This window comes from Telluria sp. LT1R51-2, from assembly GCF_059685775.1.
In genome coordinates, this window is the sequence record NZ_JCASIM010000001.1 from 2808813 (window position 1) to 2833728 (window position 24916).

At 63.0% G+C, this 24916-nt stretch carries 23 protein-coding genes; 9 read left to right on the top strand and 14 right to left on the bottom strand.

All coding sequences use genetic code 11. The features are described 5' to 3' along the window. Window positions 1-75: 75 nt before the first annotated feature. The 5 genes from rpoS to AC56LH_RS12370 all read right to left on the bottom strand — a co-directional run bounded on the left by rpoS (window position 76) and on the right by AC56LH_RS12370 (window position 4149). Window positions 76-1071 (bottom strand): RNA polymerase sigma factor RpoS, encoded by a 996-nt coding sequence (rpoS, locus tag AC56LH_RS12350; protein ID WP_499646400.1) that lies wholly within the window; start codon window positions 1069-1071, stop codon window positions 76-78. A gap of 6 nt (window positions 1072-1077) precedes the next feature. Continuing rightward, complete coding sequence (locus AC56LH_RS12355) at window positions 1078-1956, bottom strand: peptidoglycan DD-metalloendopeptidase family protein (protein WP_499646402.1); 879 nt, start codon at window positions 1954-1956, stop codon at window positions 1078-1080. Between the two features lie 53 nt (window positions 1957-2009). Continuing rightward, complete coding sequence (locus tag AC56LH_RS12360; protein WP_499646404.1) at window positions 2010-2858, bottom strand: protein-L-isoaspartate(D-aspartate) O-methyltransferase; 849 nt, start codon at window positions 2856-2858, stop codon at window positions 2010-2012. Beyond that, window positions 2855-3604 (bottom strand): 5'/3'-nucleotidase SurE, encoded by a 750-nt coding sequence (surE, locus tag AC56LH_RS12365; protein WP_499646406.1) that lies wholly within the window; start codon window positions 3602-3604, stop codon window positions 2855-2857. The genes AC56LH_RS12360 and surE overlap by 4 nt, the downstream gene beginning before the upstream one ends. Before the next feature lie 170 nt (window positions 3605-3774). Beyond that, window positions 3775-4149: a hypothetical protein gene (locus AC56LH_RS12370; protein WP_499646408.1), complete on the bottom strand. Its 375-nt coding sequence runs from the start codon at window positions 4147-4149 to the stop codon at window positions 3775-3777. Between the two features lie 153 nt (window positions 4150-4302). Here AC56LH_RS12370 and AC56LH_RS12375 point away from each other — a divergent pair, with 153 nt between their 5' ends. Then, window positions 4303-5277: an NADPH:quinone oxidoreductase family protein gene (locus tag AC56LH_RS12375; RefSeq protein ID WP_499646410.1), complete on the top strand. Its 975-nt coding sequence runs from the start codon at window positions 4303-4305 to the stop codon at window positions 5275-5277. 6 nt (window positions 5278-5283) lie between these two features. On the opposite strand, the gene yoaA is transcribed toward AC56LH_RS12375, so the two are convergent. Further along, complete coding sequence (yoaA, locus tag AC56LH_RS12380; RefSeq protein WP_499646412.1) at window positions 5284-7383, bottom strand: DNA repair helicase YoaA; 2100 nt, start codon at window positions 7381-7383, stop codon at window positions 5284-5286. Window positions 7384-7417: 34 nt separating this feature from the next. Beyond that, window positions 7418-7618 (bottom strand): YdcH family protein, encoded by a 201-nt coding sequence (locus AC56LH_RS12385; protein ID WP_343025543.1) that lies wholly within the window; start codon window positions 7616-7618, stop codon window positions 7418-7420. A 193-nt stretch (window positions 7619-7811) separates the two neighbouring features. Here AC56LH_RS12385 and AC56LH_RS12390 point away from each other — a divergent pair, with 193 nt between their 5' ends. Continuing rightward, entirely contained in the window at window positions 7812-8576 is a 765-nt protein-coding gene (locus AC56LH_RS12390; RefSeq protein WP_499646414.1) for a PP2C family protein-serine/threonine phosphatase, read from the top strand. Here the strand turns inward: AC56LH_RS12390 and AC56LH_RS12395 are convergent. The 6 genes from AC56LH_RS12395 to AC56LH_RS12420 all read right to left on the bottom strand — a co-directional run bounded on the left by AC56LH_RS12395 (window position 8573) and on the right by AC56LH_RS12420 (window position 16537). Next, window positions 8573-9256 (bottom strand): hypothetical protein, encoded by a 684-nt coding sequence (locus tag AC56LH_RS12395; protein ID WP_499646416.1) that lies wholly within the window; start codon window positions 9254-9256, stop codon window positions 8573-8575. The genes AC56LH_RS12390 and AC56LH_RS12395 overlap by 4 nt on opposite strands. Before the next feature lie 29 nt (window positions 9257-9285). Further along, entirely contained in the window at window positions 9286-10383 is a 1098-nt protein-coding gene (zapE, locus tag AC56LH_RS12400) for a cell division protein ZapE (protein WP_499646418.1), read from the bottom strand. 91 nt (window positions 10384-10474) lie between these two features. Beyond that, the gene (gene lpdA, locus AC56LH_RS12405; protein WP_183555437.1) at window positions 10475-11905 is read right to left on the bottom strand and encodes a dihydrolipoyl dehydrogenase; all 1431 of its coding nucleotides are present in this window, start codon (window positions 11903-11905) and stop codon (window positions 10475-10477) included. A 15-nt stretch (window positions 11906-11920) separates the two neighbouring features. Continuing rightward, window positions 11921-12274: a PspC domain-containing protein gene (locus AC56LH_RS12410; protein ID WP_499646420.1), complete on the bottom strand. Its 354-nt coding sequence runs from the start codon at window positions 12272-12274 to the stop codon at window positions 11921-11923. Window positions 12275-12328: 54 nt separating this feature from the next. Continuing rightward, window positions 12329-13606, bottom strand: a complete 1278-nt coding sequence (gene odhB / locus AC56LH_RS12415; RefSeq protein WP_183555439.1) for a 2-oxoglutarate dehydrogenase complex dihydrolipoyllysine-residue succinyltransferase — start codon at window positions 13604-13606, stop codon at window positions 12329-12331. Window positions 13607-13681: 75 nt separating this feature from the next. Continuing rightward, window positions 13682-16537 (bottom strand): 2-oxoglutarate dehydrogenase E1 component, encoded by a 2856-nt coding sequence (locus AC56LH_RS12420; protein WP_499646422.1) that lies wholly within the window; start codon window positions 16535-16537, stop codon window positions 13682-13684. Window positions 16538-16948: 411 nt separating this feature from the next. On the opposite strand from AC56LH_RS12420, the gene AC56LH_RS12425 reads away from it, so the two are divergent. From AC56LH_RS12425 to AC56LH_RS12445, 5 genes are read left to right on the top strand one after another with little or no spacing between them, the layout of a single operon-like run. Beyond that, window positions 16949-17581, top strand: a complete 633-nt coding sequence (locus tag AC56LH_RS12425) for a PepSY-associated TM helix domain-containing protein (protein WP_499648465.1) — start codon at window positions 16949-16951, stop codon at window positions 17579-17581. Window positions 17582-17633: 52 nt separating this feature from the next. Beyond that, window positions 17634-18143 carry a DUF2271 domain-containing protein gene (locus AC56LH_RS12430; RefSeq protein ID WP_499646424.1) on the top strand — a complete coding sequence of 170 codons (510 nt, stop codon included), beginning with the start codon at window positions 17634-17636 and terminating at the stop codon, window positions 18141-18143. Between the two features lie 21 nt (window positions 18144-18164). Continuing rightward, window positions 18165-18983, top strand: coding sequence for a DUF4198 domain-containing protein (locus AC56LH_RS12435; RefSeq protein WP_499646426.1), 819 nt, complete (start codon window positions 18165-18167; stop codon window positions 18981-18983). 15 nt (window positions 18984-18998) lie between these two features. Next, window positions 18999-20006, top strand: coding sequence for an FAD:protein FMN transferase (locus AC56LH_RS12440; RefSeq protein ID WP_499646428.1), 1008 nt, complete (start codon window positions 18999-19001; stop codon window positions 20004-20006). Between the two features lie 7 nt (window positions 20007-20013). Beyond that, the gene (locus AC56LH_RS12445; protein WP_499646430.1) at window positions 20014-21357 is read left to right on the top strand and encodes a sulfite reductase subunit alpha; all 1344 of its coding nucleotides are present in this window, start codon (window positions 20014-20016) and stop codon (window positions 21355-21357) included. 442 nt (window positions 21358-21799) lie between these two features. On the opposite strand, the gene AC56LH_RS12450 is transcribed toward AC56LH_RS12445, so the two are convergent. Further along, complete coding sequence (locus AC56LH_RS12450) at window positions 21800-22063, bottom strand: DUF2798 domain-containing protein (protein WP_499646432.1); 264 nt, start codon at window positions 22061-22063, stop codon at window positions 21800-21802. Between the two features lie 122 nt (window positions 22064-22185). Between AC56LH_RS12450 and AC56LH_RS12455 the strand changes: the two genes are divergently transcribed. Then, complete coding sequence (locus AC56LH_RS12455; RefSeq protein ID WP_499646434.1) at window positions 22186-23097, top strand: LysR family transcriptional regulator; 912 nt, start codon at window positions 22186-22188, stop codon at window positions 23095-23097. A 517-nt stretch (window positions 23098-23614) separates the two neighbouring features. Then, a complete protein-coding gene (locus tag AC56LH_RS12460) occupies window positions 23615-24769 on the top strand; it encodes an FAD-dependent oxidoreductase (RefSeq protein ID WP_499646436.1) in 1155 nt (384 codons plus the stop codon). Window positions 24770-24916 lie beyond the last annotated feature (147 nt).

Here is a 24916-nt window from a genome sequence, read left to right on the forward strand (position 1 = left end):
GCTGGCGGCGCGGCCGTACAGGCGGCGCATGATAGCAAGGAAACGGATGAGGCGCTACCAGTGGCCCAGGCTCCGTTACAGCAAAGAATCGCGGTGGACACCGCGGGCGGCCATTGCACGCTTGAGCTTGACGAGCGCCTCTTGCTGGATCTGGCGTACCCGCTCCCGCGTGACGCCCAGCTCGTCGGCCAGCGTCTCGAGCGTGGCCGGCTCGTCATTGTCCAGGCCAAAGCGCCGCGTGACGACCAGGCGCTGCTTGTCCGGCAGCCGCGCCAGCCAGTCGCGCACCAGCAGCGCGGCTTCCTGCTGCTCGGCGTGGGCGTCGGGGCTGCTTTCGCCATCGTCGGGCAGCACGTCCATCAGGCTCGATTGCGGATCATTGTCGAGCGGGGCATCAAGCGAGGTCGGGTGTTCGGACAGCATCAGGATATCCTGCACTTCTTCGACCGGGCGGCCGATCAGGCTGGCGATGTCCTCGCTCGACGCGTCCTTGCCGTTGCGGGTTTGCGCTTCGAGATGGTATTTGGCGCGCAGCACGCCATTGAGTTCGCGCACCATGTGCACCGGCAGGCGCACCGTGCGTGCCTGGTTCATGATCGCGCGCTCGATGCTCTGGCGAATCCACCAGGTCGCATAGGTCGAGAAGCGAAAGCCCCGCTCGGGTTCGAACTTGTCGATCGCGCGCATCAGACCGATATTGCCTTCCTCGATCAGATCCAGCAGCACCACGCCGCGGTTGATGTAGTGCTTGGCGATCGAGACGACCAGACGCAGATTGTGCTCGATCATCGTCTGGCGCGCGTCAAAATCCCCCGCCTTGGCCAGCGTGGAGAAATGGACTTCCTCGGCGTGCGTGAGCAGCGCGCGGGTGCCGATCTGGTTCAGATAGTGCTGGGTGGTGTCGGTCGCAAGCTCGGCCTGCAAGACCTTGCGCAGCTCGTCGACCGTGTCGACGACCACGGCAACCGCCGCCGGTTCGCCGTCGTCCGCAGCAGGCGCCGCATCGCTTTCCGGATCGTCCGGAAACTCGTCGGTGTCCTGCAAATCGAGCGAGTGCGGCGGCTGCGTCATACCATCCTATCGAACGGGCAGGAACCTCGTCGGGTCGACCGGCTTGCCCTGCTGGCGGATTTCGAAGTGAAGCTTGACCAGATCAGCATCGGAATCGCCCATTTCGGCGATCAGCTGGCCCTTGGCCACATTGTCGCCTTCCTTCACGACAATCTTGCGATTGTGCGCGTAGGCCGACAACAGGCTGTTGCTATGCTTGACGATGACGAGGTTACCATAACCGCGGATCCCGCTGCCCGCGTACATGACCTTGCCGGAACCGGCGGCGACCACGGGCTGACCGGCCTTGCCGGCGATGTCCAGACCCTTGTTGCGGCCATCGTCGAACGTGGCGATCACGCGCCCGTCCGATGGCCACATCCAGCTCAGGCGTGCTTCGTCGCTGGCGGCAGCCGCCGGGGCGGCGGGCGCTGCCGGCACGACCGGCGTGACGGCCGGGACGCTCGGGCGCGTGTCGGCTGCGGCGCTCTCGGTGAACGGCTTCTTGTCGACGCGCGGCTCGGTCTTGCGCGGCGTGGTGGCGGCCGGTGGCATCGGAATCGGCTGGGTCTGGACGTTGGCGGTGCGTTCGCCGCCCGGCGCGCTCACGCGCAGCACCTGACCGACCTTGATGTCGTCCGGATTGGCCAGCTTGTTCCAGTCGACCAGGTCGCGGTAGTTCTGGCCGAAGTCGAAGGCGATGCGCAGCAGCGTGTCGCCCTTGCGCACGGTGTACATGCCACGATCGTCATGCTTGGGCGTCTCGTCGACACGCACCGGGGCCGGACGGGTCTGGACAGGCGGGGTACCGCGTTCGACGACGGGCGCCTGGCGGGAAGTGGTGGAACAGCCGGCCACGAGGCCGATGAAAATCGTCAGGAGAGCGAAACGCGGTGCTTGTGTCATTGGCATTCTTTAGTCTTGTCGTCGTACTGCGAGCCTGGCGGCCCGGATTGAAATTAGATGGTGCCCGGACGCAGTGGCACGAAGTGGCACGCTTCCAGCGTTTCGCTGGTCCACTCGGCCTTGCCGGTGCGGGTTATGCGGTGCAGGTGCTGCACCTCGGCGCCAATGGGCGCCACGAGATGCGCACCGATGGCCAGCTGCTCGAGCAGCGCGCGCGGCACTTCAAGGCCGGCGGCCGCGAGAATGATACCGTCGAACGGCGCCACCTGCGGCAAGCCTAACATACCATCGCCATACTGCAAACGCAGGTTCGATATGCGCATCGGGCGCAGATTGGTTTTGGCGAGCTCGTGCAGGGGCTTGATGCGCTCGATCGAATACACGTCTTTCGCGACAAACGACAGCACCGCGGCCTGGTAGCCGCAGCCCGTGCCGATCTCGAGCACGCGATCGAGCTTGCGGCCCGCGCACAGGATGTCGATCATGCGCGCCACGATGTACGGCTGCGAGATCGTCTGCTGATGGCCGATCGGCAGCGACGCATCGACATACGCCTGGCCCGACATGGCGGGCTCGAGGAACAGATGGCGCGGGACGATTTCCATGGCCCGCAGCACTTGCGGGTCGTTCACGCCCTGGCGCGCGATGCGGATCACCATCGCGCGGCGCACCGCTTCGGTGGCGGCCAGGTCCGAACGCTGGGCCGTCGGCGCGCCGGTAGCGGCCGGCACATAACCGGGGGCACGCGCGCCCGGTCCGGGTGCCGGCGGCGCCATGCTGCCGCTGGCGGCGTTGCGGGTGGCGGTCTGCGGCGTGAACACGGGCGACGGGGTCCCGGGCTTGCGCGCGGCGCCCGTCGTCGACGACAGGGGCAACGGGAAGTTCGGACGCGCGTCCTTCATGGCAAGGCTCCAGCCAGCAGGTCGAGCTGGGTCTTGTGGGTGAGATCGATCTGCAGCGGCGTGATCGACACGCACCCCTGCGACGTGGCGTGGAAATCGGTGCCCTCGCCCGCATCGAGGCAGGCGCCGGGCGCGCCGATCCAGAAGATTTCGCGCCCGCGCGGATCCTGCGCGCGGATGACGGGCTCGGCCTGGTGGCGACGGCCGAGTCGGGCCGGCGTCAACGGCCCGATCTGGTCGTACGGCAGGTTCGGGATGTTCACGTTGAGCAGGAACGGCGATGGCAAGGCGGCAAAACCGCCCGCCGCGAAGCGTTCGACGATGTCGCGCGCCACGCGCGCCGCATCGTCGATGTGGGCCCAACCGCTGTTGACCTGCGAAAATGCAATGGCCGGCACGCCGAACAGATACGCCTCGGTGGCAGCGGCCACGGTGCCCGAATACAGCGTGTCGTCACCCATGTTCTGGCCATTGTTGATGCCGGAAACCACCAGGTCGGGGAGCGCGTCGGACATCCCGGTCAGCGCGATGTGCACGCAGTCGGTCGGCGTGCCATTGGCAAAGTAAAAGCCGTTGGCCGCCTTGTGCACCGACAGCGGACGGTCGAGCGTCAGCGAGTTGGACGCGCCCGAACGGTTGCTGTCCGGCGCGACCACGACGATCTCGGCGATCGGCGCGAGCGCGTCCGCCAGCGCCTGGATGCCTGGCGCGAGATAGCCATCGTCGTTGCTAATCAGTATCCGCATGGAGGCGATTTTACCTGAAGCAACGCTTGTATCGACACCTGGTGGCGGAAAAATGCATCCGGATTTCATCATCCGGAACGTTGAATGGTGCTTTTACAAGCGCCCGAGGGGAACGACTTGCTGAATCGACAAGCAGCATGGCAAGAGCGGCAACGGCCAAAAAACCACGCTCACTGACTGTCGTTCAACTGCCTCAACCCCGCCATGTCGCCTTGCGTGGCGAAGATGTCTGCCAGCGCCCTGCGCGCCGCAAGGCGGGCAGCGACATCACAGGTGACTTGCCGTGCGCAGGCGCGCAGTACGGCTTCGAGCAAGCGGCGTGCGTTTCCGAGTTCGCCGGCCTGGACCAACAGCAGCGCCAGCCGGTAGCTCCAGCGCAGCGTGTCGCGATGCTCGCTGCCCTGCTGGCACTGGCGTGCCGCGACGACGCTTTCCAGCACCGTGCGCGCATGGGCAAACGCTTGTTGCCGCGCCAGCGTCTGCGCGAACGCTTCGTGGGCATCGAGCGCTGCAGGCGACGCGAATGACAGGCTGGATTGGTCCATGCGATGCCTCATGCGTGGGGAGAAAGGCCATCCGGAACGTCGCGCCAGAGGACGAAGCACGACGCGGTCCTGCCGATCCTAGCGTGCCTTTGTGGACCTGCCGTTGCGGTCGAACAGGCATAATGCGCCGCGCCGGTATCGTTGAAAGAAGCCATGAAAGCCATCCGTTGTACCGCCTGGGGTCCGCCCGGCAACTTGATCCTTGCCGACCTGCCCGACCTGGTGCCGGGCCCCGGCGAGGTCGTGGTCGATGTCCGCGCTGCCGGCGTGAATTTTCCGGACGTGCTGACGATCCAGGGCAAGTACCAGTTCCGGCCGCCCCTGCCTTTCACGCCCGGCAACGAGTTTGCCGGCGTCGTGCGCGCGGCCGGCCCTGGCGTGACCGCGTTTGCACCGGGTCAGCACGTGATCGGCTTCACGCGCACCGGCGCATTTGCCGAGCAGGCGCTGGCGCCCGTGAGCGCGCTGCTGCCGATGCCGGCCACGATGGATTTCGACGTGGCCGCCGCGCTGACGCTCACCTACGGCACCGCGTATCACGCGCTGGCCGACCGGGGCGCCGTGCAGCCGGGCGAGAAGATCCTGGTGCTGGGCGCGTCGGGTGGCGTCGGACTGGCGGCGATCGAGGTCGGCAAGGCGCTGGGCGCGCGCGTCATCGCAGCAGCCTCGACCGATGACAAACTGGCGCTGTGCGCGGCCCACGGCGCCGACGCGCTGATCAACTATGAACGGGACGACTTTCGCGACGCGATCCGCGCCGCCACCGACGGGCGCGGGCCGGACGTGATCGTCGATCCTGTCGGCGACAAGTACAGCGAACCGGCGCTGCGCTCGATTGCCTGGCGCGGCCGGCACCTGGTGATCGGCTTCGCGGCGGGGAGCATTCCGCAACTGCCGTGGAACCTGATGCTGCTGAAAGGCGCGTCCGTGGTGGGCGTGTTCTGGGGCGATTTCACGCGCAAGGAAATCGATGCGCACCATGCGGCGATGGCGCAACTGGCCGCCTGGCAGGCCGAGGGCAAGCTGCGCCCGCTGGTGTCGAAGCGCTACGCGCTGGCCGACACCGCGCAGGCGCTGGACGACATGGCGGCGCGCAAGGTGACCGGCAAGGTCGTGATCACGCCGTAAGCGTGCTCAGGCCGCGCCGGCGTCGGCATCAGCGTCATCGGCCACCACAGGATCGAAGAAGCGCAGCACCTCTTCCTGCACCCGCGTGCGCTTGAACGATGGCAGGCTCTGCCAGATGCGGCGTCCGTACGGCTTGGTAATGATGCGCGGATCGCAGATCATCAACACGCCCCGGTCGTCCACGTCGCGGATCAGGCGGCCGGCACCCTGCTTGAGCGTGATGATCGCCTCGGGCAACTGGTGGTGCATGAAGCCGTTGAGGCCCTGCTTTTCCATCACCTCGATGCGCGCGGCCAGCACCGGATCGTCCGGCGGCGCGAATGGCAGCTTGTCGATGATCACGAGCGAGAGTGCATCGCCGCGCACGTCGACGCCTTCCCAGAAGCTCTGGCTGCCCACCAGCACGGCATTGCCGGCCGTGCGGAACGAATCGAGCAATTCGGTGCGGCCCCGCTCGCCCTGCACGAACAGCGGGAAATCCCAGCCGCGCTCGGCAAATTCGACCCGCAGGCGTTCCGCCACCTTGTTCACGGCGCGAATCGTCGTGCACAGGAAGAACGTGCGCCCGCCAGCGGCCTTGATCACCGGCAGCGCCGCGTCGACGACGGCGTCGGTATAGACCGCCGCCTGCGGTTCCGGCAAGCCGGTCGGCACGTACAGCAAGCCCTGGTTCACATAGTCGAACGGGCTTGGCCAGGTCTTGGCCGGCTCACCCGTCAGGCCCAGCTGGTCGGAGAAATGCTTGAAGTCGTTTTTGACCGCCAGCGTTGCCGACGTGAAGATCCAGCTGCGCGGCGTGCCTTCGCGCTGGTTGGAAAAGATCGGCGCGATCGACAGCGGCGTCTTGTGCAACTGCAGCGACGACGCGAACGCTTCGGCCCACAGCACCGCCTGCTCGGCGGCGGGCGCCTTGGCGTCCGGTTTCCAGCCGTCGATGGCGGCGGCCAGATCGTGCGCCCGCACGCGGCAGGCTTCGATCGTTTCGGCGCGCGCGGCGTTTTCCTCGAGCACGGTGATCATCCCCGCCAGCTCGGCCTTGAGCTTGTCGAGCGCCGGAAAGAATTGCGAGGTCGGCATGATCTGCGGCAGCGACAGGCGCAGATTACCTTCACCAAACGCCAGGCGCAGGTCGCGCGCCGCTTTCTCGACCACGGTGACGACCTTGGCCCAGTCCGGCCCGCCGCGTGCATGCGCCAAGCCTTCGGCCAGCACGTCGCGGCACAGTTCGAGCACTTGCGAGGTCGACACCGACTGGCCGAAGAACAGTGTCGCCGTGTCGGGCAGCTGGTGCGCTTCGTCGAAGATGATGGTGTTGGCCGACGGCAGCAGCTCGGCCACGCCGGTGTCCTTCAGTGCCACGTCGGCAAAGAACAAGTGGTGATTGACGACGACGATGTCGGCCTGCTGCGCTTCGCGCCGCGCCTTCATGACGAAACAATCCTGGTAGTACTGGCACTCGGCGCCCATGCAGGTGTCGCGCGTGGACGTGACGAGGTTCCAGACCGTGGCGGTTTCCGGCACCTTGGCCAGCTCGGCCTTGTCGCCCGAGTTCGTCATTTTCATGAAGCGCGAGATTTCGCGCAAGTGGCCGACGTCGTCGCGCGACGTCAGGCGGCCGTTCTGCAGCGTGCGCTCGAGGTGAAAATGGCAGACGTAGTTCGAGCGCCCCTTGAGCAGCGCCACCGAGACCGGCGCGCGCAGCGCGGCGCGGATGGTCGGGATGTCACGCATGAACAACTGGTCCTGCAGGTTCTTGGTGCCGGTCGAGACGATCGTCTTGCCGCCCCACAGCAGGGCCGGGACCAGGTAGGCGAAGGTCTTGCCCGTGCCCGTACCGGCCTCGGCCATGAGCACTTGCTGGTTGTCGATGGCGTGGGCGACGGCCTTGGCCATCTCGGTCTGGGCCTGGCGTGGCTTGAAGGTGCCGACGGCGGGCGCGAGCGGGCCGCCCGCACCGAACAGGCGGTCGAGGTCAGCGTCGTACTTGCCGGCAGGGATAACGGAGTCGGTCGACGCGGCGGAAGTTGCTTCCGCGGCGCCAGTGGCCGGCCCAGCCGTCCCGACCGGCTCTGCGGCAGGGCCGGGAACAGGGAGATGGTCGGTCAATGTATGTGTCGTAGTAGGGCCTGAGGCAATTGGCTCAGGCCGGGATATCGGGGACCAGCTGCATCTTCAGCAGCGTAATATGATCTTTGAGCTGCAGTTTACGCTTTTTGAGGCGGCGCAGTTGTAACCCGTCCGCGTGGCCGTCCGCGGTCAGCAGGGCAATGACGGCATCGAGGTCGCGGTGTTCCACATCGAGTTCAATAATACGGCGCTGGATGTCCTGGACATCGATCATGATGGTCTGTTCCAAACAGTGGTTGCAGATGGGATTGCGGAATTGGGAGCCGGTCGGCGCTGGCGCAGCGGGCCTTCCAGTATTGCTCTAAGCAAATCTTCTTGCTTGTTGCTTGGTTCTCGGTGCATAGTTTAATCCACGCGGTCATTGCCGCCAACAAAGATTGGCGTTAGGCTAAAGAAAACAAGCATTTATGACTTCCTACAGGATCGAAGCGGGCACTGCGCAACACATCGGCAACCGCCCCCAACAGAACGATCGCGCTGCCCTGCTCACGGGCGCGCGCGCGCCCGGCTACGTGCTCGCGGTGCTGTCCGACGGCATCGCCAGCCCCGCCGGCGCGGAACAGGTGCTGCACACGGCGCGTCAGGTGTTCGACGAATTCAAGCCCGGCGAGCATCCGGACATCGAGCGACTGGCGCAGCTGCTGCACGAGATCATCAGCGAAACCCACACGGTGATCAAGATGAACGCCATCGCCGGCAAGACCGAACTGCACGCCAGCTTCGTCGGTTTGGTGATCAGTCCGCATTGCGAAGCGGTTTGGGCCCATGTGGGCGACTCGCGCCTGTATCGCTTCGAGCACGACAAGTGTGCAATGCGCACGAGCGACGTCGCCTACGTCGAGCACCTGATTTCGAGCGACCGCCTGCCGGCCGATGCGGCGCGCAACCACCGCCGCTCCAAGCTGTTGCTCAATGTACTGGGCAATAGCCGCAAGGAGCCATTCGTCACGACCGGCAGCCACACCGGCCTGGTCGCCGGCGACAGCTTCCTGCTGGGTTCCGACGGCCTGTGGCATTTCTTCACCGATGCCGAACTGGCCGCCGTGACCGCCAAGTCCACGCCGCGCCAGGCCGCTGAAAAGCTCATCAGCAAAGCCGGTGAACGCTCGCAGGGCAAAGGCGGCAACTGCACCATGGCGATCGTCAAGCTGGCCAAACCGGCCAGCGCCTAGTTGCTCGCTGCAGGCGGCTGAGCCGCTTTCTTCGCCGCCTCATCGGCCGCGCGCTTGGCTGCTTTTGCCTCGCGGTCGGCAACGCGGCGCGCCACCTGCTTCTGGCGCTCGATCGACTCCACCCGACGTGCTTCGGCTGCCGCCACATTCTGGGCTGCGCGCGCCTGGGCGCTCTGGGCACGTGCCTCGTTTTCCTGCAGGCGCTTGGTACGGGCTGCGCGTGATTCAGGCGTCGTGCGCGGCGTTGGCAAGGCCGCGGTTGGCGGCGCCTTGACGGCCGGTGGATTGGCGGCCAGTTCGGCTTCTTCTTTCTGGAAGGCGGCTTCGGCCACGGCCAGCGCGCGATCGCGCTCATCGACCTTGGCCTGACGCAGATAGCGCGACGCTTCGATCTCGATGGCGCGCTGCTCGAGCAAGGCGATGCGCTGCTGCTCACTAGCCTCCTCCAGACAATTGTTGACGAAGAATTTTTCGTAGCAGACCACTTCGCGTTCAGCGTAGCGGGTGTCGATGGCGCGGCGCTCGGCGGCCACGGCTGCCAGTCGCTCCTGGGCCTGCGCAGTGGAGGTCGATGCCGGCGGCGGCACGTCCGGCGCGGCCGGCCCGGTCGTCGAGCAGGCCGCCAGCACGCTGGCGAAGGCCAGGAGCGCGCCGGCGCGCAGCATGGAATGTGATGTCATGTGGATCCTTGTTGTCGTGCCTGGCCGCATCAGGCGATCTTGTCGGCCGCGCCGCGCCGCTCGGAGAGCATGTATTCGCGCGACTGCATCTCGATGATACGCGATACGGTCCGGTGAAATTCATTGGCCAGCTGGCCCTGCGTGTAGAGCTCTTCGGGCTCGACGGCCGCGGACATGATCAGCTTGACCTTGTGGTCATAGAACACGTCGATCAGCCAGGTAAAGCGGCGTGCTTCGGACGATTGCGCCGCCGACATTGCAGGAATGCCGGACAGCACCACCGTGTGGAACTGACTGGCCAGTTCCAGGTAATCGTTCTGCGAGCGCGGGCCGCCGCACAGCGTGGCGAAATCGAACCAGATCACGCCGCCGGCACGGCGCAGCGCGCGGATTTCGCGGTTCTCGATGTGCACGACCGGCGCTTCGTCGGCGATGTCGGCCACCTTGGCATAGGCGTCGCGCAACGCGCGGTCGGACGCGGCATTCAGTGGCGTGTAATACGCCTCGACCTGCTCGAGCGCGCGCTTGCGGTAATCGTTGCCGGCATCGACGTTCAGCACGTCCAGCTTGGCCTGCAGCAGCGCAATGGTCGGCAGCATGCGGTCACGGTGCAGGCCGTCCGGGTACAGCGTCGACGGCTCGTAGTTCGACGTCATCACGAAGCTCACGCCATTGTCGAACAGCGCCTTGAGCAGGTTGTAGAGGATCATCGCGTCGGCGATGTCCGAGACGTGGAATTCATCGAAGCAGATCAGCCGGTATTTCTTGGCGATGCGCTTGGCGACTTCGTCGAGCGGATCGGCCACACCTTTCAGTTCATCCAGCTGCCCGTGGACGGCGCGCATGAATTCATGAAAGTGCAGGCGCGTCTTGCGCACCACCGGCACGACCGAATAGAACGAGTCCATCAGGAACGATTTGCCGCGCCCCACCCCGCCCCACATATACACGCCTTTCGGCACCGTGGGGCGGTTGATCAGGCGCTTGAAAGCGGACGACCGCTGGGCCTTGTAGGCGACCCAGTCGTCGTACGCCTGCTGCAGGCGGTCCACCGCCATTTGCTGCGCGGGGTCGGATGTGAAACCACGCGCGTTGAGCTCGTGCACATAATATTCTTGAACGTTCATGGGATACCGATAAAAACATGGGGTGGACGGCGACGCCGTCCACCCCATGGAATTCACGCGCCGGCACGCATGCCGGCGAAGTTTCTGCTGCTTAGAAGTTCAGCGAACGCTTGTCCACCGCCAGTGCGGCTTCTTTGGTGGCTTCCGACAGCGACGGGTGCGCGTGGCAGATGCGGGCGATGTCTTCGGCCGAGGCCTTGAATTCCATCGCGACGACAGCTTCCGAAATCAGCTCGGACGCCATCGGACCCACGATGTGCACGCCCAGGATTTCGTCGGTCGTGGCATCGGCCAGGAACTTGACCATGCCCGACGTGTCTCCCAGCGCGCGCGCACGGCCGTTGGCCATGAACGGGAAGGTACCGGCCTTGTAGGCGATGCCTTCGGCTTTGAGCTGCTGCTCGGTCTTGCCGACCCACGAGATCTCTGGCGACGTGTAGATGACCCAAGGAATCGTGTTGAAGTTGACGTGACCGTGCTGACCGGCGATACGCTCGGCCACGGCAACGCCTTCTTCTTCGGCCTTGTGCGCCAGCATCGGGCCGCGCACGACGTCGCCCACTGCCCACACGCCCGGCAGATTGGTGCGGCACTCGTCATCGACCACGACAAAGCCGCGCTCGTCGAGCTGCACGCCCACGGCTTCGGCGTTCAGACCGATCGTGTTCGGCACGCGGCCGATCGAGATGATCAGGCGGTCGAACGTGGTGCTCTGTTCGGCGCCGGTGCTGTCGGCATACGCCACGGTGACGTTGTTCTCGCCCTTGGTGATCGCGCCGATCTTGCAACCGAGGTTGATTTTGAGGCCCTGCTTGACGAACAGCTTGTGCGCTTCTTTGGCGATCTGCTCATCGACTGCGCCGAGAAAAGTAGGCAGACCTTCGAGCACGGTGACGTCAGCGCCGACACGGCGCCAGACGCTGCCCATTTCCAGGCCGATGACGCCGGCGCCGATCACGCCCAGCTTGCCCGGAACTGCGTCGATCGCCAGTGCACCGGCGTTCGACAGGATCAGTTTCTCGTCGAATTCGGCGCCTGGCAGCTGGCGTGCGTTCGAACCGGTCGCGATGACCACGTTCTTGGCGGTCAGCGTGTCGGTGGTCGGGCCGCTGACATTGATGGTGTAACCGCCTTCAGCAGTGCCGGCGAACGCGCCGCGGCCGTGGAAGAAGCTGACCTTGTTTTTCTTGAACAGGAACAGGATGCCATCGTTGTTCTGCTTGACGATCGTGTCCTTGCGACCCAGCATCTTGCCCAGGTCGAGTTCGAGGCCCGAGACGTTGATGCCATGGTCGGCAAACGCGTGACCGGCGTGCTCGAAGTGCTCCGACGACTGCAGCAGTGCTTTCGACGGGATGCAGCCGACGTTGGTGCAGGTGCCGCCCGGGGCAGGCTTGCCGGCGGCGTTGCTCCATTCGTCGATACAGGCAACCTTGAAGCCCAGCTGGGCTGCGCGGATGGCAGCAATGTAACCGCCAGGACCGCCGCCGATGACGACGACGTCAAATTGTTTATCGCTCATTACATGATTCCTTTTTTATTCTTCCGGAACAAATACCCACAGCAGCAGGTAGATCAGGATGCCGAAGCCGAACGTGAGGACGAACAGCACGAAGATCAGGCGCCAGACCCACGACTCGAGGCCATAGGTGCTCGCCAGGCCGCCACACACGCCGCCGAGCCAGCGATCGAGCCGCGTGCGGCGCAGGCCGCTGAGCAGGTCGTCGCGGTGCGTGTCGAACGACGAGCCGCTCTTGAACGCGCTCTCCTTCGTCAGGCTGACGGTTGACGCGCCAGAGAGAATGCGCGCCTTGGCCTGCTCGAATTCGGCGTCGGACAGCGCGCCGGCCTGGTGCAGCTCGTGCAGCCGCTTGATTTCGTCTGACAGCATGTCGTTCTCCGGCAAACTATGACCGGCGCCACGGGGCGCCGGCCAGGTTGAGACTTACAGGTCCAGCAGCAGGCGGGCCGGATCTTCCAGCGCATCCTTCATCGCGACCAGGCCCAGGACGGCTTCGCGGCCGTCGATGATGCGGTGGTCGTACGACATGGCCAGGTAGTTCATCGGACGGATCACGATCTGACCGTTTTCGACAACCGCGCGGTCCTTGGTCGCGTGCACGCCCAGGATGGCCGACTGTGGTGGGTTGATGATCGGGGTCGACATCATCGAACCGAACACGCCGCCGTTCGAAATCGAGAACGTACCGCCGTTCAGATCGTCCAGGGTCAGCTTGCCTTCCTTGGCTTTCTGGCCGAATTCACCGATTTTCTTTTCGATGTCGGCGATCGACATCTGGTCGGCGTTGCGCAGGATCGGCACCACCAGGCCACGTGGCGAACCGACAGCGATACCGATGTCGAAGTAGCCGTGGTAGACGATGTCGTTACCGTCGACCGACGCGTTCAGCACTGGATACTTCTTCAGTGCGGCAACAGCGGCCTTGACGAAGAACGACATGAAGCCCAGCTTGACGCCGTGTTCTTTCTCGAACTTGTCCTTGTACTTGTTACGCAGGTCCATGACTGGCGCCATGTTCACTTCGTTGAACGTGGTCAAAATGGCGTTGGTCGACTGCGATTGCAGCAGGCGTTCGGCGATACGGGCGCGCAGGCGGCTCATCGGCACGCGCTCTTCCGGACGGTCGCCCTGGCTGGCTGGCGCGGCGGCAGCGACTTGCTGCAGTGGTGCCTTGGCAGGGGCGGCGGCTGGCGCAGGTGCTGCTGCAGCGGCTGGCTTGTTGGCGACTGCGGCCAGGGCGTCGCCCTTGGTCACGCGACCGTCACGGCCCGAACCATCAACGCCGGCGGCGTTCATGTTGTTGTCAGCCAGGATCTTGGCAGCGGCAGGCATTGCCACGCCGGCTTTCGACTGGTTCGATGCAGCTTCCGGAGCGGCTTGCGATGGCGCGGCAGCGATCGGTGCGTTTGGCGCGGCCGATGGAATGGCTTTCACTGGCAGCGGGCTGGTCTGCGCCGATGCTTCGGTGTCGATGACGGCGATGACTTCACCGGCGACGACGGTTGCGCCGTCGGCCTTGAGCAGTTGCACGATCACGCCGGCGCTTGGCGCTGGCAGTTCCAGGACCACCTTGTCGGTCTCGATGTCGATCATGTTCTCGTCGCGCTCGACGGACTCGCCGACTTTCTTGTGCCAGGACAGCAGGGTTGCTTCAGCAACCGATTCCGACAATACAGGGACCTTGACTTCGATTTGTGCCATTTAAAACTCCAGTAATTATTCTTTGCAAGAAACCCCGACGCGCAGCGCCGGGGTCGTGGTCTTACTTATTGGTGATCACTTCGTCAGAATGAAGCCCTTGAGCTTCAAGAACGCCGTCTCCAGCAGTTCTTTCTGCTGCGCGATGTGCTTGTCGGCATAACCGACCGCAGGCGACGCCGAGGCGGCGCGACCGGCGTATGCCAGGCGCTGGCCATCTTCCATGCCTTCGAAGATGTTGTGCTGGATCTGGAACCAAGGACCCTGGTTTTGCGGCTCGTCCTGCACCCACACCACTTCGCCGGCGTTCGGGAACTTTTTGAGTTCTGCGCCGAACGACTTGTGCGGGAAGGGGTACATCTGTTCCATGCGGATGATCGCGGTGTCGGTCACGTTGCGCGCCTTGCGTGCATTGACCAGGTCGAAGTAGACCTTGCCCGAGCAGACCAGCACGCGCTTGACCTTCGATGCGTCGATCTTCTCGTCGCATTCGCCGATCACGGTCTGGAAACCGCCCTTGGCCAGGTCGGTCAGCGGCGAACCGGCATCCTTGTTACGCAGCAGCGACTTCGGCGTGAAGATGACCAGTGGCTTGCGGAACTGGCGCACCATCTGGCGACGCAGCAGGTGGAAGATCTGGGCGGCGGTCGTTGGCTGGACCACTTGCATATTGTTGTCTGCGCACAGTTGCAGGAAACGCTCGATACGTGCCGACGAGTGCTCCGGACCCTGGCCTTCATAGCCGTGCGGCAGCATCATGACAAGGCCCGACGCGCGGCCCCACTTCACTTCGCCCGAAGCGATGAATTGGTCGATCACGACTTGCGCGCCGTTGACGAAGTCGCCGAACTGGGCTTCCCAGATCGTCAGCGTGTTCGGTTCGGCGGTCGAGAAACCATACTCGAACGCGAGCACGGCTTCTTCGGACAGCACCGAGTCGATCACGGTGAAGTTGGCCTGGTTCTCGGACACATTGGCCAGTGGCAGGTAGATGCCCTGGTCCCAGCGTTCACGGTTCTGGTCGTGCAGCACGGCGTGACGGTGCACGAACGTACCGCGGCCGGCATCCTGGCCCGACAGGCGGATGGCGTAACCCGACGACAACAGCGACGCGTAGGCCAGGTGTTCGCCCATGCCCCAGTCGAGGTTGACTTCGCCGCGGCCCATATTGGCGCGATCGGCCAGCACCTTGTCGACCAGCGAGTGCGGCTTGAAGTTTTCTGGCGTCGTGGTGATGCGTTGCGCCAGGCGCTTCAGTTCGGTCAGTGGCACGGCGGTATCAGCCGCGTCGGTCCACTTCTTGTTCAGGAACGGTGCCCAGTCGACGGCGTACTTGTTCTTGAAGTTGGTCAGCACCGGATCGACCGTGTGCTTGCCGGCATCCATCGCATCGCGGAACGCAGCGACGAGCTTGTCGCCACCATCGGCTTCGATGGTGCCCTGCGCTGCCAGCTTTTCGGCGTACAGCTTGCGGGTGCCCGGGTGCTTGGCGATCTTCTTGTACATCAGCGGCTGGGTCAGCGCTGGCGTATCCTGCTCGTTGTGGCCCAGCTTGCGGTAGCAGATGATGTCGACGACGACGTCCTTGCCGAATTCGGCGCGGTAGTCGAGTGCGATCTGGCTGGCCAGTACGACGGCTTCAGGATCGTCGGCGTTCACGTGCAGCACCGGTGCTTCGATCATCTTGACGACGTCCGAGCAGTACAGCGTCGAGCGCGCATCGCGCGGATCCGACGTCGTGAAACCGATCTGGTTGTTGATGACGATGTGGACCGTACCGCCCGTACCGTAGCCGCGGGTCTGCGCCAGGTTCAGGGTTTCCATGACCACGCCCTGGCCGGCGAATGCAGCATCGCCGTGCACCAGGATCGGCAAGACTTCTTTGCCCTTGCGGTCGCCACGGCGTTCCATGCGCGCCTTGACCGAACCTTCGACCACCGGGTTGACGATCTCGAGGTGGGACGGATTGAAGGCGAGTGACAGGTGGACCGGGCCGCCTGGCGTCGTGATGTCGCTCGAGAAGCCCTGGTGGTACTTGACGTCACCGGCTGGCAGGTCGTCGGCGTGCTTGCCTTCGAATTCTTCGAACAGGTCGGCCGGGCTCTTGCCCAGGGTGTTGACCAGGACGTTCAGGCGGCCACGGTGGGCCATGCCGATAACGATTTCCTGGACGCCCTTTTCACCGGCGCGCTGGATGACTTCGTCCATCGACGCGATGAACGATTCGCCACCTTCGAGCGAGAAGCGCTTGGCGCCGACGTACTTGGTGTGCAGGTAGCGCTCGAGGCCTTCGGCCGCGGTCAGGCGCTCGAGGATGTGTTTTTTCTTTTCGGCAGAGAAGGTCGGGGTCGAACGGATCGATTCCAGACGCTCTTGCAGCCAGCGCTTTTCGGTCGGGTCGCTGATGTACATGAACTCGGCACCGATCGAGCGGGTGTACGTGTCACGCAGCATGTTCAGGATATCGCGCAGTGGCGCGGTTTCTTGACCGAAATACGTATTGGTGATGTTGAAGACCGTGTCCATGTCGGACTCGGTGAAGCCGTAGAACGCAGGATCGAGTTCTGGCAACAGCGGACGTTCCTGGCGCTGCAGCGGATCCAGGTTGGCCCAGCGCGAACCGAGGTAACGGTAGGCGGCGGTGATCTGGGTCACGGCGACGCGCTTGCGGCCCAGTTCGGAGTCAGCCGAAGCAACCACGGTGCGGATCGGGCCTTGCTTGGCGCGTTCGGCGAACGACGCAATGACCGATGAATGGACGACGTCAGGACGGTTCGAGCCATCGACGGCCGGCACGTGCTGCATCTGGTCGAAGTAGGCGCGCCAGTTTTCTGGCACCGACGTCGGATTGTCCAGATAGGCCTCGTACAACTCTTCCACGTACGGGGCATTGCCGCCGAACAGGTATGAGTTGGCGTTTTGTTGTTGCATCATTCTTGCTCACCTTTCTTTTCGCGCTTCGCGAGGGTTGGGCGGGTTATTTAACCTTCCGCGACACGGCCTGACCGTTTAGCGGATTGCACTTCAAGACATCAAGTTGTGGGGGAAGGACTGTTTCAGTACCGATACATGTGCAAAATCCTGCCTGTTTGCGCTCATGATTGTAACGCATGATCCCATGCGGGGCAGATTACATTCCTAGAATAATTTATTACCAAATGTGTTTTTGAACACTCACACCACACCGGCAAATGTGCGGTTGTCGTCAATACCACGTTGACCTTGTAAATGATAATCGTTATCATTTAACGCATGTCCACCTCCGCCCCGTCCCCTGATGTCGTCCAGCCGGTGTTACCGGCATCGGCCAAAGCAACCAGTACGCCCGCCCCCGCTGCCAGCGGCATGCCCCAGCGCCTCCCGGGCGCGGGCCGCGCCATGTTTCTCAAGCAGTTGCACCAATGGCACTGGATCAGCTCGGCGATCTGTCTGATGGCGATGCTGCTGTTCAGTTTTACGGGGCTGACGCTGAACAACGCGGCGCTGATCAAGGCCACGCCTGAAGTCACGCGCCTGAAAGCCACGCTGCCGGCGCCACTGCTTCCCGAATTCAGGCAGTGGGCCGAAGAACACGCCGACGCCAAGGTGCCGCTGCCGAGCAGCATCGCCGACTGGACCAACAGCGCGTTCCCTGTCGATGTACACGGCCAGCGCGCCGAATGGACCGAGGAAGACGCCTACATCGCGCTGCCCCGCCCCGGCGGCGACGCCTGGCTGCGCATCGCCGTCGACGGCAGCGCCGAATTCGAGCGCACCGACCGCGGCTGGATTTCGTGGCTCAACGACATGCACAAGGGCCGCAACACGGGCGCCGTCTGGAGCTGGTTCATCGACATTTTTTCGGTCGCGTGCATCGTGTTCTGCATCACGGGCTTTTTGATCATGAAATACCACGCGACCAACCGGCCGTCGACCTGGCCGGTGATCGGCTTCGGCATCGTGCTGCCAGCCGTGCTGGCGTTGTTGTTTGTCCACTGAAGTTTGGCCAACTGAGCTATTCATCTAATTCCAACCTGAGAGAAGACCAAGAATGAAACTGTCCCACTCGCTCGTCCTGACGCTGCCGCTCGTTTCCGGCTGGGCCATGGCCGCCGACCTGTCCGTCAAATTCGACCTGCCGCAACTGAACGTGGCCGAATACCACAAGCCGTATGTGGCGATCTGGCTCGAACGCGCCGACCAGAGCGTCGCGGCCAATCTCGCCGTGCTGTACGACCTGAAAAAGGATGCTGCCGGCGAGAAGTGGGTCAAGGACCTGCGTACGTGGTGGCGCAAGGCCGGGCGTGATGCGAAATTCCCGCTCGATGGCGTCAGCGGCGCCACACGTCCGGCAGGCAGTCAGACGATGAAATTCGACGGCGCCAAGCATGGCCTCGACAAACTGCCGGCCGGCGACTACAAGCTGGTCGTGGAAGCAGCGCGCGAAGCGGGCGGGCGTGAACTGGTCAAAGTGCCGTTCACGTGGACCGGCAAGGGCAAGGTCGCGGCGAATGCGGCCGGCAAGGAAGAACTGGGCGCCGTCGCCCTCGAGCTCCAATAACAACAATCCAGAGAGAATCCCATGCACAACCGTATCCTCAAGGGCGCCCTGCTCGGCCTGGCCCTGGCCGGCATGTCGATGAGCGCGCAGGCGCACCGCGGCTGGCTGCTGCCCAGCACGGCCATGGTCGAAGCGAAAGAGCCGTGGGTCACGCTCGACGGCGCGATCTCGGAAGGCCTGTTCGAATTCCACCACGTGCCGCTGCGCCTGGACAATCTGACGATCACGGGGCCCGATGGCGTGACGACCAAGGCCGAAGGCGCCGTGCTCGGCAAGTTCCGCAGCACGATCGACATTCCCCTGCCGAAGAACGGTACCTATCGCCTGGCCATCGTCAGCAACAATGTGATGGGCAGCTACAAGCTGGGCGGCGAGGTCAAGCGCTTCCGCGGCGTCGAAGGCACACCGGGCGCGCAAGTGCCGGCTGGCGCGACCGACGTAACCACCAGCACCACGCACACGCGCCTGGAAACTTTCGTCTCGGCCAATGACATGAACGACACGGCGCTCAAGCCAAGCGGCGTCGGCCTCGAAATGATCCCGGTCACCAATCCGTCCGACCTGCGCGCGGGCGAACCGATCACCTTCCGCTTCCAGCTCGACGGCAAGCCGCTGCCGAACTTCCCGTTCAGCATGGTGCCGGGCGCCGTCAAGTACCGCGGCACGCTGGGCGAGCTGCGCTTTACCACCGATGCCAAGGGCGAGGTCAAGTTCACGGTGCCGGAAGCGAATATGTACTGGCTCTCGGCCAAGTTCCCGCTCGAGACGCAGAAAGGTCCGCCAGCGCCGGGCGCCAAGCGCTATAGCTACACGGCCACGCTCGACGTCCTGCCGCAATAAGGGCGAAAAGGCTCGATGCGTACCATTCTTGTTCCCCTGAACGTCGACGCGGCCATGCCGCCCGGCGGCAGCTCGCTGTTCACCACATCCGGCATGTCGATGGGCACGACCTGGTCGGCGCGGCTGATGCTGCCGCCGGGCGCCGATGGCGCGGTAGTCACCCGCGCGCTGCAAGGCGAGCTGGATGAGATCGTTGCGCAAATGAGCCACTGGGACGAAGGCTCCCTGCTGTCGCGTTACAACCGCGCCCCGGCCGGGAGCTGGCACGCGCTGCCGCCGCAGTTTTTTGCGGTCGCCGAGTATGCGCTGCAGGTAGCGGCCGACAGCAGCGGGGCTTACGATCCGGCCGCCGGTGCCCTCGTCGATCTGTGGGGCTTTGGCGCCCACGGACGCTACGACCAGCCGGGGTTCCAGGCGCCGCAGGCTGAGCTGGTTGCTGCTGTTATCGCGCGCCGGGTTGAACGCCAGCCGATGCTCGACCATGCGGGGCGGCGCCTGCTGCAACCGGGCGGCGCGATGCTGGACTTTTCATCTGTCGCCAAGGGATATGCAGTCGATCGCATGGCCGCCTGCCTCGAGGAGCGCAGCGTGCGCCACTTCGTCGTCGAAGCAGGCGGCGAATTACGTGGTGCCGGGGTTAAACCGGATGGCCAGCCGTGGTGGGTCGAGGTCGAGGGCGTGCCGGATTGCGAAGGTGTCGGGCAGACGGTTGTTGCCCTGCACGGGATGGCGATTGCCACCTCGGGCGACTACCGGCGCAGCTTTCAATATGGCATGCGGCGCATGGCGCACACGCTCGACCCGCGCAGCGGCTACCCGGTCAATCACGATCTGGCCTCGGTCACGGTGCTGGCGCCGACCTGTATGGCGGCTGATGCGCTGTCCACTGCGCTGACGGTGCTGGGGCCCGACGACGGGCTGGCGTTTGCGGAACAACGCGGGATTGCGGCGCGCTTTCTCGTGCGCGCCGGAGCCGGCCTGAAAGAAACCACCACAGGCACCTGGCGCCTGATGATGCAATGAATCTGCAATGATGATGACGATCGAACCGCTGCGCTGGGGCAGCGCATTGGCGCTGTCCGGCGCCTATCTTGCGATGTGCCTGGGACTGTGGCGCATGCATCTGGCCAAGGCACGTCCCAGCGGCGTAGCAGCCGACTGGCTCGTGGTCTACGCGAGCCAGACCGGCAGCGCAGAATTTCTGGCCGAACGGACGGCCGCCACACTGGCGCTCGGGGGCCTGGACGCGCGCGCGGCCTGCATCTCGACGCTCGACCTGGCGACCTTGTCCAGCGCCAGCCGCATCCTGTTCATCTGCAGCACCTACGGCGAAGGCGACGCGCCCGATCCCGCCGCGCGCTTTGCCACGCAGACGATGGACGCGGCGCCGGACCTGTCGCAGCTGCACTTCGGCATGCTCGCCCTGGGCGACATCACCTATACCAACTACTGCGGCTTCGGCCGCGCGCTCGACGCCTGGCTGCGTGAGCGCGGCGCAACAAGCCTGTTCGAGCGGATCGACGTCGACCGCGGCGCGCCAACCGCGCTGGCCGCCTGGCAACACCACCTGAGCCATCTGGCCGGCACGAGCGACGCACCGGACTGGGAAGCGCCCGCCTACGGCGCCTGGCGCATCGCCGAACGCACGCTGCTCAATCCCGGCAGCGCCGGTGCACCGCTGTACCGCCTCGCGTTGACACCGCAGGATGGCGCGCTGCCGGGCTGGGAAGCGGGTGACCTGGCGCAGGTGAGCGCACCGGCCGCCCCGGCGCATCCGCGCGAATACTCGATTGCGTCAGTGCCAGCAGAAGGCCAGCTCACGCTGCTGGTGCGATTGCAGCAGCGTGCCGACGGGACGCCGGGCGCGGCGTCCGGCTGGTTGTGCACGGACGCGCTTGCGACAGACACGATCCGGCTGCGGGTGCTCGCGCATGCACGCTTCCGGCTGGGCGAGAACGCGCTGCGGCCACTGATCGCCATCGGCAACGGCAGCGGGCTGGCTGGGCTGCGCGCGCTGCTCAAGGCGCGCATCGACACCGGCACCCACGACAACTGGCTGCTGTTCGGTGAGCGTAATGCGGCTCATGATTTTCTGTGCAGAGGCGAACTGGAAGCATGGCGCGACAGCGGCGCCCTCACCCGCCTCGACCTAGCGTTTTCGCGCGACGGGAGCACGGCGCGTTATGTCCAGCACCTGGTCGCCGCGCAGGGTGAGCTGCTGCGCAAGTGGGTGCACGATGGCGCGGCGATCTATGTTTGCGGCAGCCTGCAGGGGATGGCTGGCGGCGTGCATGATGCATTGGTCGAGGTGCTGGGAGTGGACACGGTCGAGGCGATGATGGCCGATGGCCGCTACCGGCGCGATGTGTACTAATGCCCTGATCAAGTTCTATTTTTTTTCAGCACACTTCTTTTCATTTATCACTTATTGAGCATGAGTATGGACGAACGATAAGGTCAGACACGTAGCCAGGGTCAGGTCTGACATTTGCGTAGCCAGGGTCAGGTCTGACATTTGGACACGAACTCTTCCTTAGCACCTTCACCGAAGCATCTATAAACACTCTTTCTGTTAAGCTCGTGTCTGAATGTCAGACCTGACCCTGCTCTTGCTGGAGTCGCACAGGCACTTTTGAGCCGAGAATACTCCTCCCAACATTGTTATGGTTCGCATCGCTGTCTATAACGGCGACGATTCACGCTGAAAGCTCGTCAGAATTCTGGTGGCTTTTATCGAGATGATCGATCTCATAATAGAAATAGCTCACACCACCCAGCCACGGATCGCTTGAAGAAGCTTTACTAGCAGCTGAGATTCAAACATCGGAACTTACGCTCAGCGCTACAAGTCGCGCAACGAGCGGACGCACTATCAAGATGCAAATGAAGGCTGCCGGCATTGCAACGCGGTAGGCGGACATCACGTTCCACAAGTAGTTTCTATCGTATCCAAATTCCGTGAATGTAATTACCATGGACATCAGAAATGACATCACTATTGCCATATATAGTGCAAATACATAGGGCGCAAAAAATTTTGGCAACCTGCGTTTTGCAATCCACCGATTTGAATGATTCATTGGTATTGACCTATCTAAGATGCAAGAGATAATTCAGGTTATCATTCAGCACTGGCCAACAGAAGACGCCGGCAGCTTAAGTCTTCACCAAGAAAAATTTATGAATGCTTTTAGGGAATGCCGTGAACATTGTGGGCGCAATCACCAACTTCACTTGTGTCGTCGAATCCGGAACTCTTGCCTCAGCCGCCCGTTCTCTAGGCGTCAGCGCGGCATCCGTTAGCCAAAACATCGCACGCCTTGAAGAACATCTCGGTGTCCGTTTACTGGCGCGTACCACTCGGCAAATGGCACTGACCGAAGCCGGTCGCGTCTATTACGACAAGGTTCGTCATATTCCGCGCGAACTCGATCTGGCAAAACAGGCTGTAGACAAAGGGCTGGACTTGCAGGAGCATCTCACTATCGCAACCTTGTCCTCAGTTGGCCGCCATCTCCTTGCGCCCTTGCTACCGGCATTCGGCCGCCGCTATCCACGCCTGGCAATCGAGCTGGTAAGCGCCAACCACCGTGCCGACCATCTACGAGAAAAAATCGACGTCAGCATACGTATTGCTGCGCAACTCGACGACCGACTTGTGGCACGGGTTATTGCGTCGCGCCCGTTTCTAATCTGTGCTTCGCCTGAATATCTGAAAGATGCCGGGACACCGACTTCGCCTCAAGAGCTGCGATCTCACTCCTGCCTCGTACTGCGCTACGCTACCAACGGCCGCTTCCTTCCGTGGGAATTCGTACGCGATGGAGTGCACTTTGATGCGCCAGTTAATCCATCCATGATCAGTGACGATATCGATATGCTGGCGCAGATGGCGGTCAATGGGGGAGGCATTACGCGCTTGGCAGACTTTGTCGCGCAACCACTGATAGAACGCGGCCTGCTTGTAACATTATTTGACCAGCTCCATCAAACCGCCGGACAAGCCATGCCCGAGCCAATGCAGATATTTGCCTGCGTAACCGACCATACGTCGCTCACGCCCAAAGTACGAGCCTTGATGGATTATCTCAAGGAGGCTCTAAACCAGTGCTAAACTGGCTTACCGCACCTACATATTGGCCGTTCTAGAACAAACGCGATGCTCATGGAAAGGCGTGCGCGTGTTTACCAATCCTGGCGGGAGTTTGGAGCGGACGATTGGGAAGCACAGTTTGCATGCCCGTAGTTCAATAGGCAGCTGTGCTGGGCGCCGATCGCGTTTATATACGTAAATGCACGTGGAACGGAGCAGACCAAGCAGCGAACTCGGCGTCTGCGAACTTTGCTGAAATGGTGCAGGTCGCTGAAATAAAAGCGAGTGCAGACAAGGCGCGCTGCTTCCGGCCAGAAGCGGTTCTTGACAGAAATGCCTTGTTTGCGACAAACTCCAGTCTCGAACAATGCGAAAAACGATGGCTTAACTTTGCGTGACTGCATGGTCGCGCAGCTAGCCAATCGCCGACACGTCGCTTTGCACTTCTGCAAGGCAGGCCAGCGTTTCCTCCGACTTTATCGGAAATTTTCGAGCTTGCGCGCTTTCGTCGCGTAATCTCAGATCGGAACGCATCCAAATGGCCTACTCTGCACGCCCCCTTCATCCAAGCTCACCGCGTATTGCTATTGTCGGGGCTGGCTTGGCCGGTTTAACGCTTGCACGTGTTTTGCACGTCAACGGCATACGGGCCACCATTTACGAGGGCGAAGCGTCACCCACAGCGCGGGCCCAAGGTGGCTTACTCGATATTCACGAGCACAACGGCCAGTCAGGGCTGAAAGCGGCAGGCCTTTACGAGGCATTTCTCGCCCTTGCACTACCTGGCGAAGATGCGAAGCGTATCGTTGACAAACACGGCGCCCTATTATTTGACAGGCCGAGCTCGGGCTCTGGTGCACGGCCCGAGGTAGAGCGAGGTGCCTTGCGAGACCTTTTAGTCGCTTCCTTGCCCGCCTGCGCCATAAAATGGGGAAGAAAGCTGACCCAGACTATTCCACTTGCCAATGGGCGGCATCAACTCGTGTTTGCAGACGGCACTACGGTTGAGACGGACCTGCTCGTTGGGGCAGATGGCGCATGGTCGAGAGTGCGGCCCCTGGTCTCATCCGCCACGCCACAATATACCGGCACGTTCTTCGTCGAGAACCGCCTGTTTGATGGCCCGGTCCGGCATCCCGAAAACACGGCGGCCATTGGCTCGGGTACGTTGATGGCAGTGGCACCAGGCAGGGCAATCCTGGCGCATCACCATGCGAACGGCATGCTGCACACCTATATTGCTCTGAATAAGCCTGGTCCATGGATCCATGCCATCGATTTTAGTCGGAGAGCAGAGGCTCTCAACCGAATCGCCATGGAGTTTGCTGGCTGGGATGCGCAGCTTCTCGCGCTGGTAACTGCGAGCGATACCGCGCCAGTCGTATGGCCCATCCATGCGTTGCCGGTAGACCATCAATGGAAACGAATCCGTGGCGTCACGCTGGTTGGTGATGCTGCGCATCTAATGTCGCCATTTGCCGGCGAAGGCGCAAACCTCGCACTCCTTGACGGTGCTGAACTCGCACATGCGCTTTGCAATCATCCCGATGACATTGAGGCCGCATTGGCAACGTACGAACTAGCGCTCTTCTCACGCAGCGCCGCTGTCGCCATGGAGAGTGCGCAGAATCACCTGCGCTTTTTTGGTAACGAAGCGCCTCACAGTGTGGTGGCGATGTTTACGAGTCATTGACGGATATCCTCAGCACTTGCCAATGTCCGTGCCGGGGTCAGGTCTGACATTCAGACACAAGCTCTGCGATGACTCATTTGACGTGAACGACCGGGTTCGGCCTTGGATTCAACCAGTCACTCGTGACAATCTGAGGAATTTTCTACC

Bases quoted from the DNA above. Each gene is read 5' to 3' on its own strand.
- AC56LH_RS12410 (WP_499646420.1), bottom strand. From the start codon at position 12,274: ATGCTGTCAGACGAAATCAAGCGGCTGCACGAGCTGCACCAGGCCGGC.
- AC56LH_RS12425 (WP_499648465.1), top strand. From the start codon at position 16,949: ATGCCCCAGCGCCTCCCGGGCGCGGGCCGCGCCATGTTTCTCAAGCAG.
- AC56LH_RS12385 (WP_343025543.1), bottom strand. From the start codon at position 7,618: ATGATCGATGTCCAGGACATCCAGCGCCGTATTATTGAACTCGATGTG.
- AC56LH_RS12375 (WP_499646410.1), top strand. From the start codon at position 4,303: ATGAAAGCCATCCGTTGTACCGCCTGGGGTCCGCCCGGCAACTTGATC.
- odhB (WP_183555439.1), bottom strand. From the start codon at position 13,606: ATGGCACAAATCGAAGTCAAGGTCCCTGTATTGTCGGAATCGGTTGCT.
- AC56LH_RS12450 (WP_499646432.1), bottom strand. From the start codon at position 22,063: ATGAATCATTCAAATCGGTGGATTGCAAAACGCAGGTTGCCAAAATTT.
- AC56LH_RS12435 (WP_499646426.1), top strand. From the start codon at position 18,165: ATGCACAACCGTATCCTCAAGGGCGCCCTGCTCGGCCTGGCCCTGGCC.
- surE (WP_499646406.1), bottom strand. From the start codon at position 3,604: ATGCGGATACTGATTAGCAACGACGATGGCTATCTCGCGCCAGGCATC.
- AC56LH_RS12390 (WP_499646414.1), top strand. From the start codon at position 7,812: ATGACTTCCTACAGGATCGAAGCGGGCACTGCGCAACACATCGGCAAC.
- AC56LH_RS12460 (WP_499646436.1), top strand. From the start codon at position 23,615: ATGGCCTACTCTGCACGCCCCCTTCATCCAAGCTCACCGCGTATTGCT.
- AC56LH_RS12440 (WP_499646428.1), top strand. From the start codon at position 18,999: ATGCGTACCATTCTTGTTCCCCTGAACGTCGACGCGGCCATGCCGCCC.
- AC56LH_RS12420 (WP_499646422.1), bottom strand. From the start codon at position 16,537: ATGATGCAACAACAAAACGCCAACTCATACCTGTTCGGCGGCAATGCC.
- lpdA (WP_183555437.1), bottom strand. From the start codon at position 11,905: ATGAGCGATAAACAATTTGACGTCGTCGTCATCGGCGGCGGTCCTGGC.
- AC56LH_RS12360 (WP_499646404.1), bottom strand. From the start codon at position 2,858: ATGAAGGACGCGCGTCCGAACTTCCCGTTGCCCCTGTCGTCGACGACG.
- AC56LH_RS12445 (WP_499646430.1), top strand. From the start codon at position 20,014: ATGATGATGACGATCGAACCGCTGCGCTGGGGCAGCGCATTGGCGCTG.
- zapE (WP_499646418.1), bottom strand. From the start codon at position 10,383: ATGAACGTTCAAGAATATTATGTGCACGAGCTCAACGCGCGTGGTTTC.
- AC56LH_RS12395 (WP_499646416.1), bottom strand. From the start codon at position 9,256: ATGACATCACATTCCATGCTGCGCGCCGGCGCGCTCCTGGCCTTCGCC.
- AC56LH_RS12370 (WP_499646408.1), bottom strand. From the start codon at position 4,149: ATGGACCAATCCAGCCTGTCATTCGCGTCGCCTGCAGCGCTCGATGCC.
- AC56LH_RS12355 (WP_499646402.1), bottom strand. From the start codon at position 1,956: ATGACACAAGCACCGCGTTTCGCTCTCCTGACGATTTTCATCGGCCTC.
- AC56LH_RS12430 (WP_499646424.1), top strand. From the start codon at position 17,634: ATGAAACTGTCCCACTCGCTCGTCCTGACGCTGCCGCTCGTTTCCGGC.
- rpoS (WP_499646400.1), bottom strand. From the start codon at position 1,071: ATGACGCAGCCGCCGCACTCGCTCGATTTGCAGGACACCGACGAGTTT.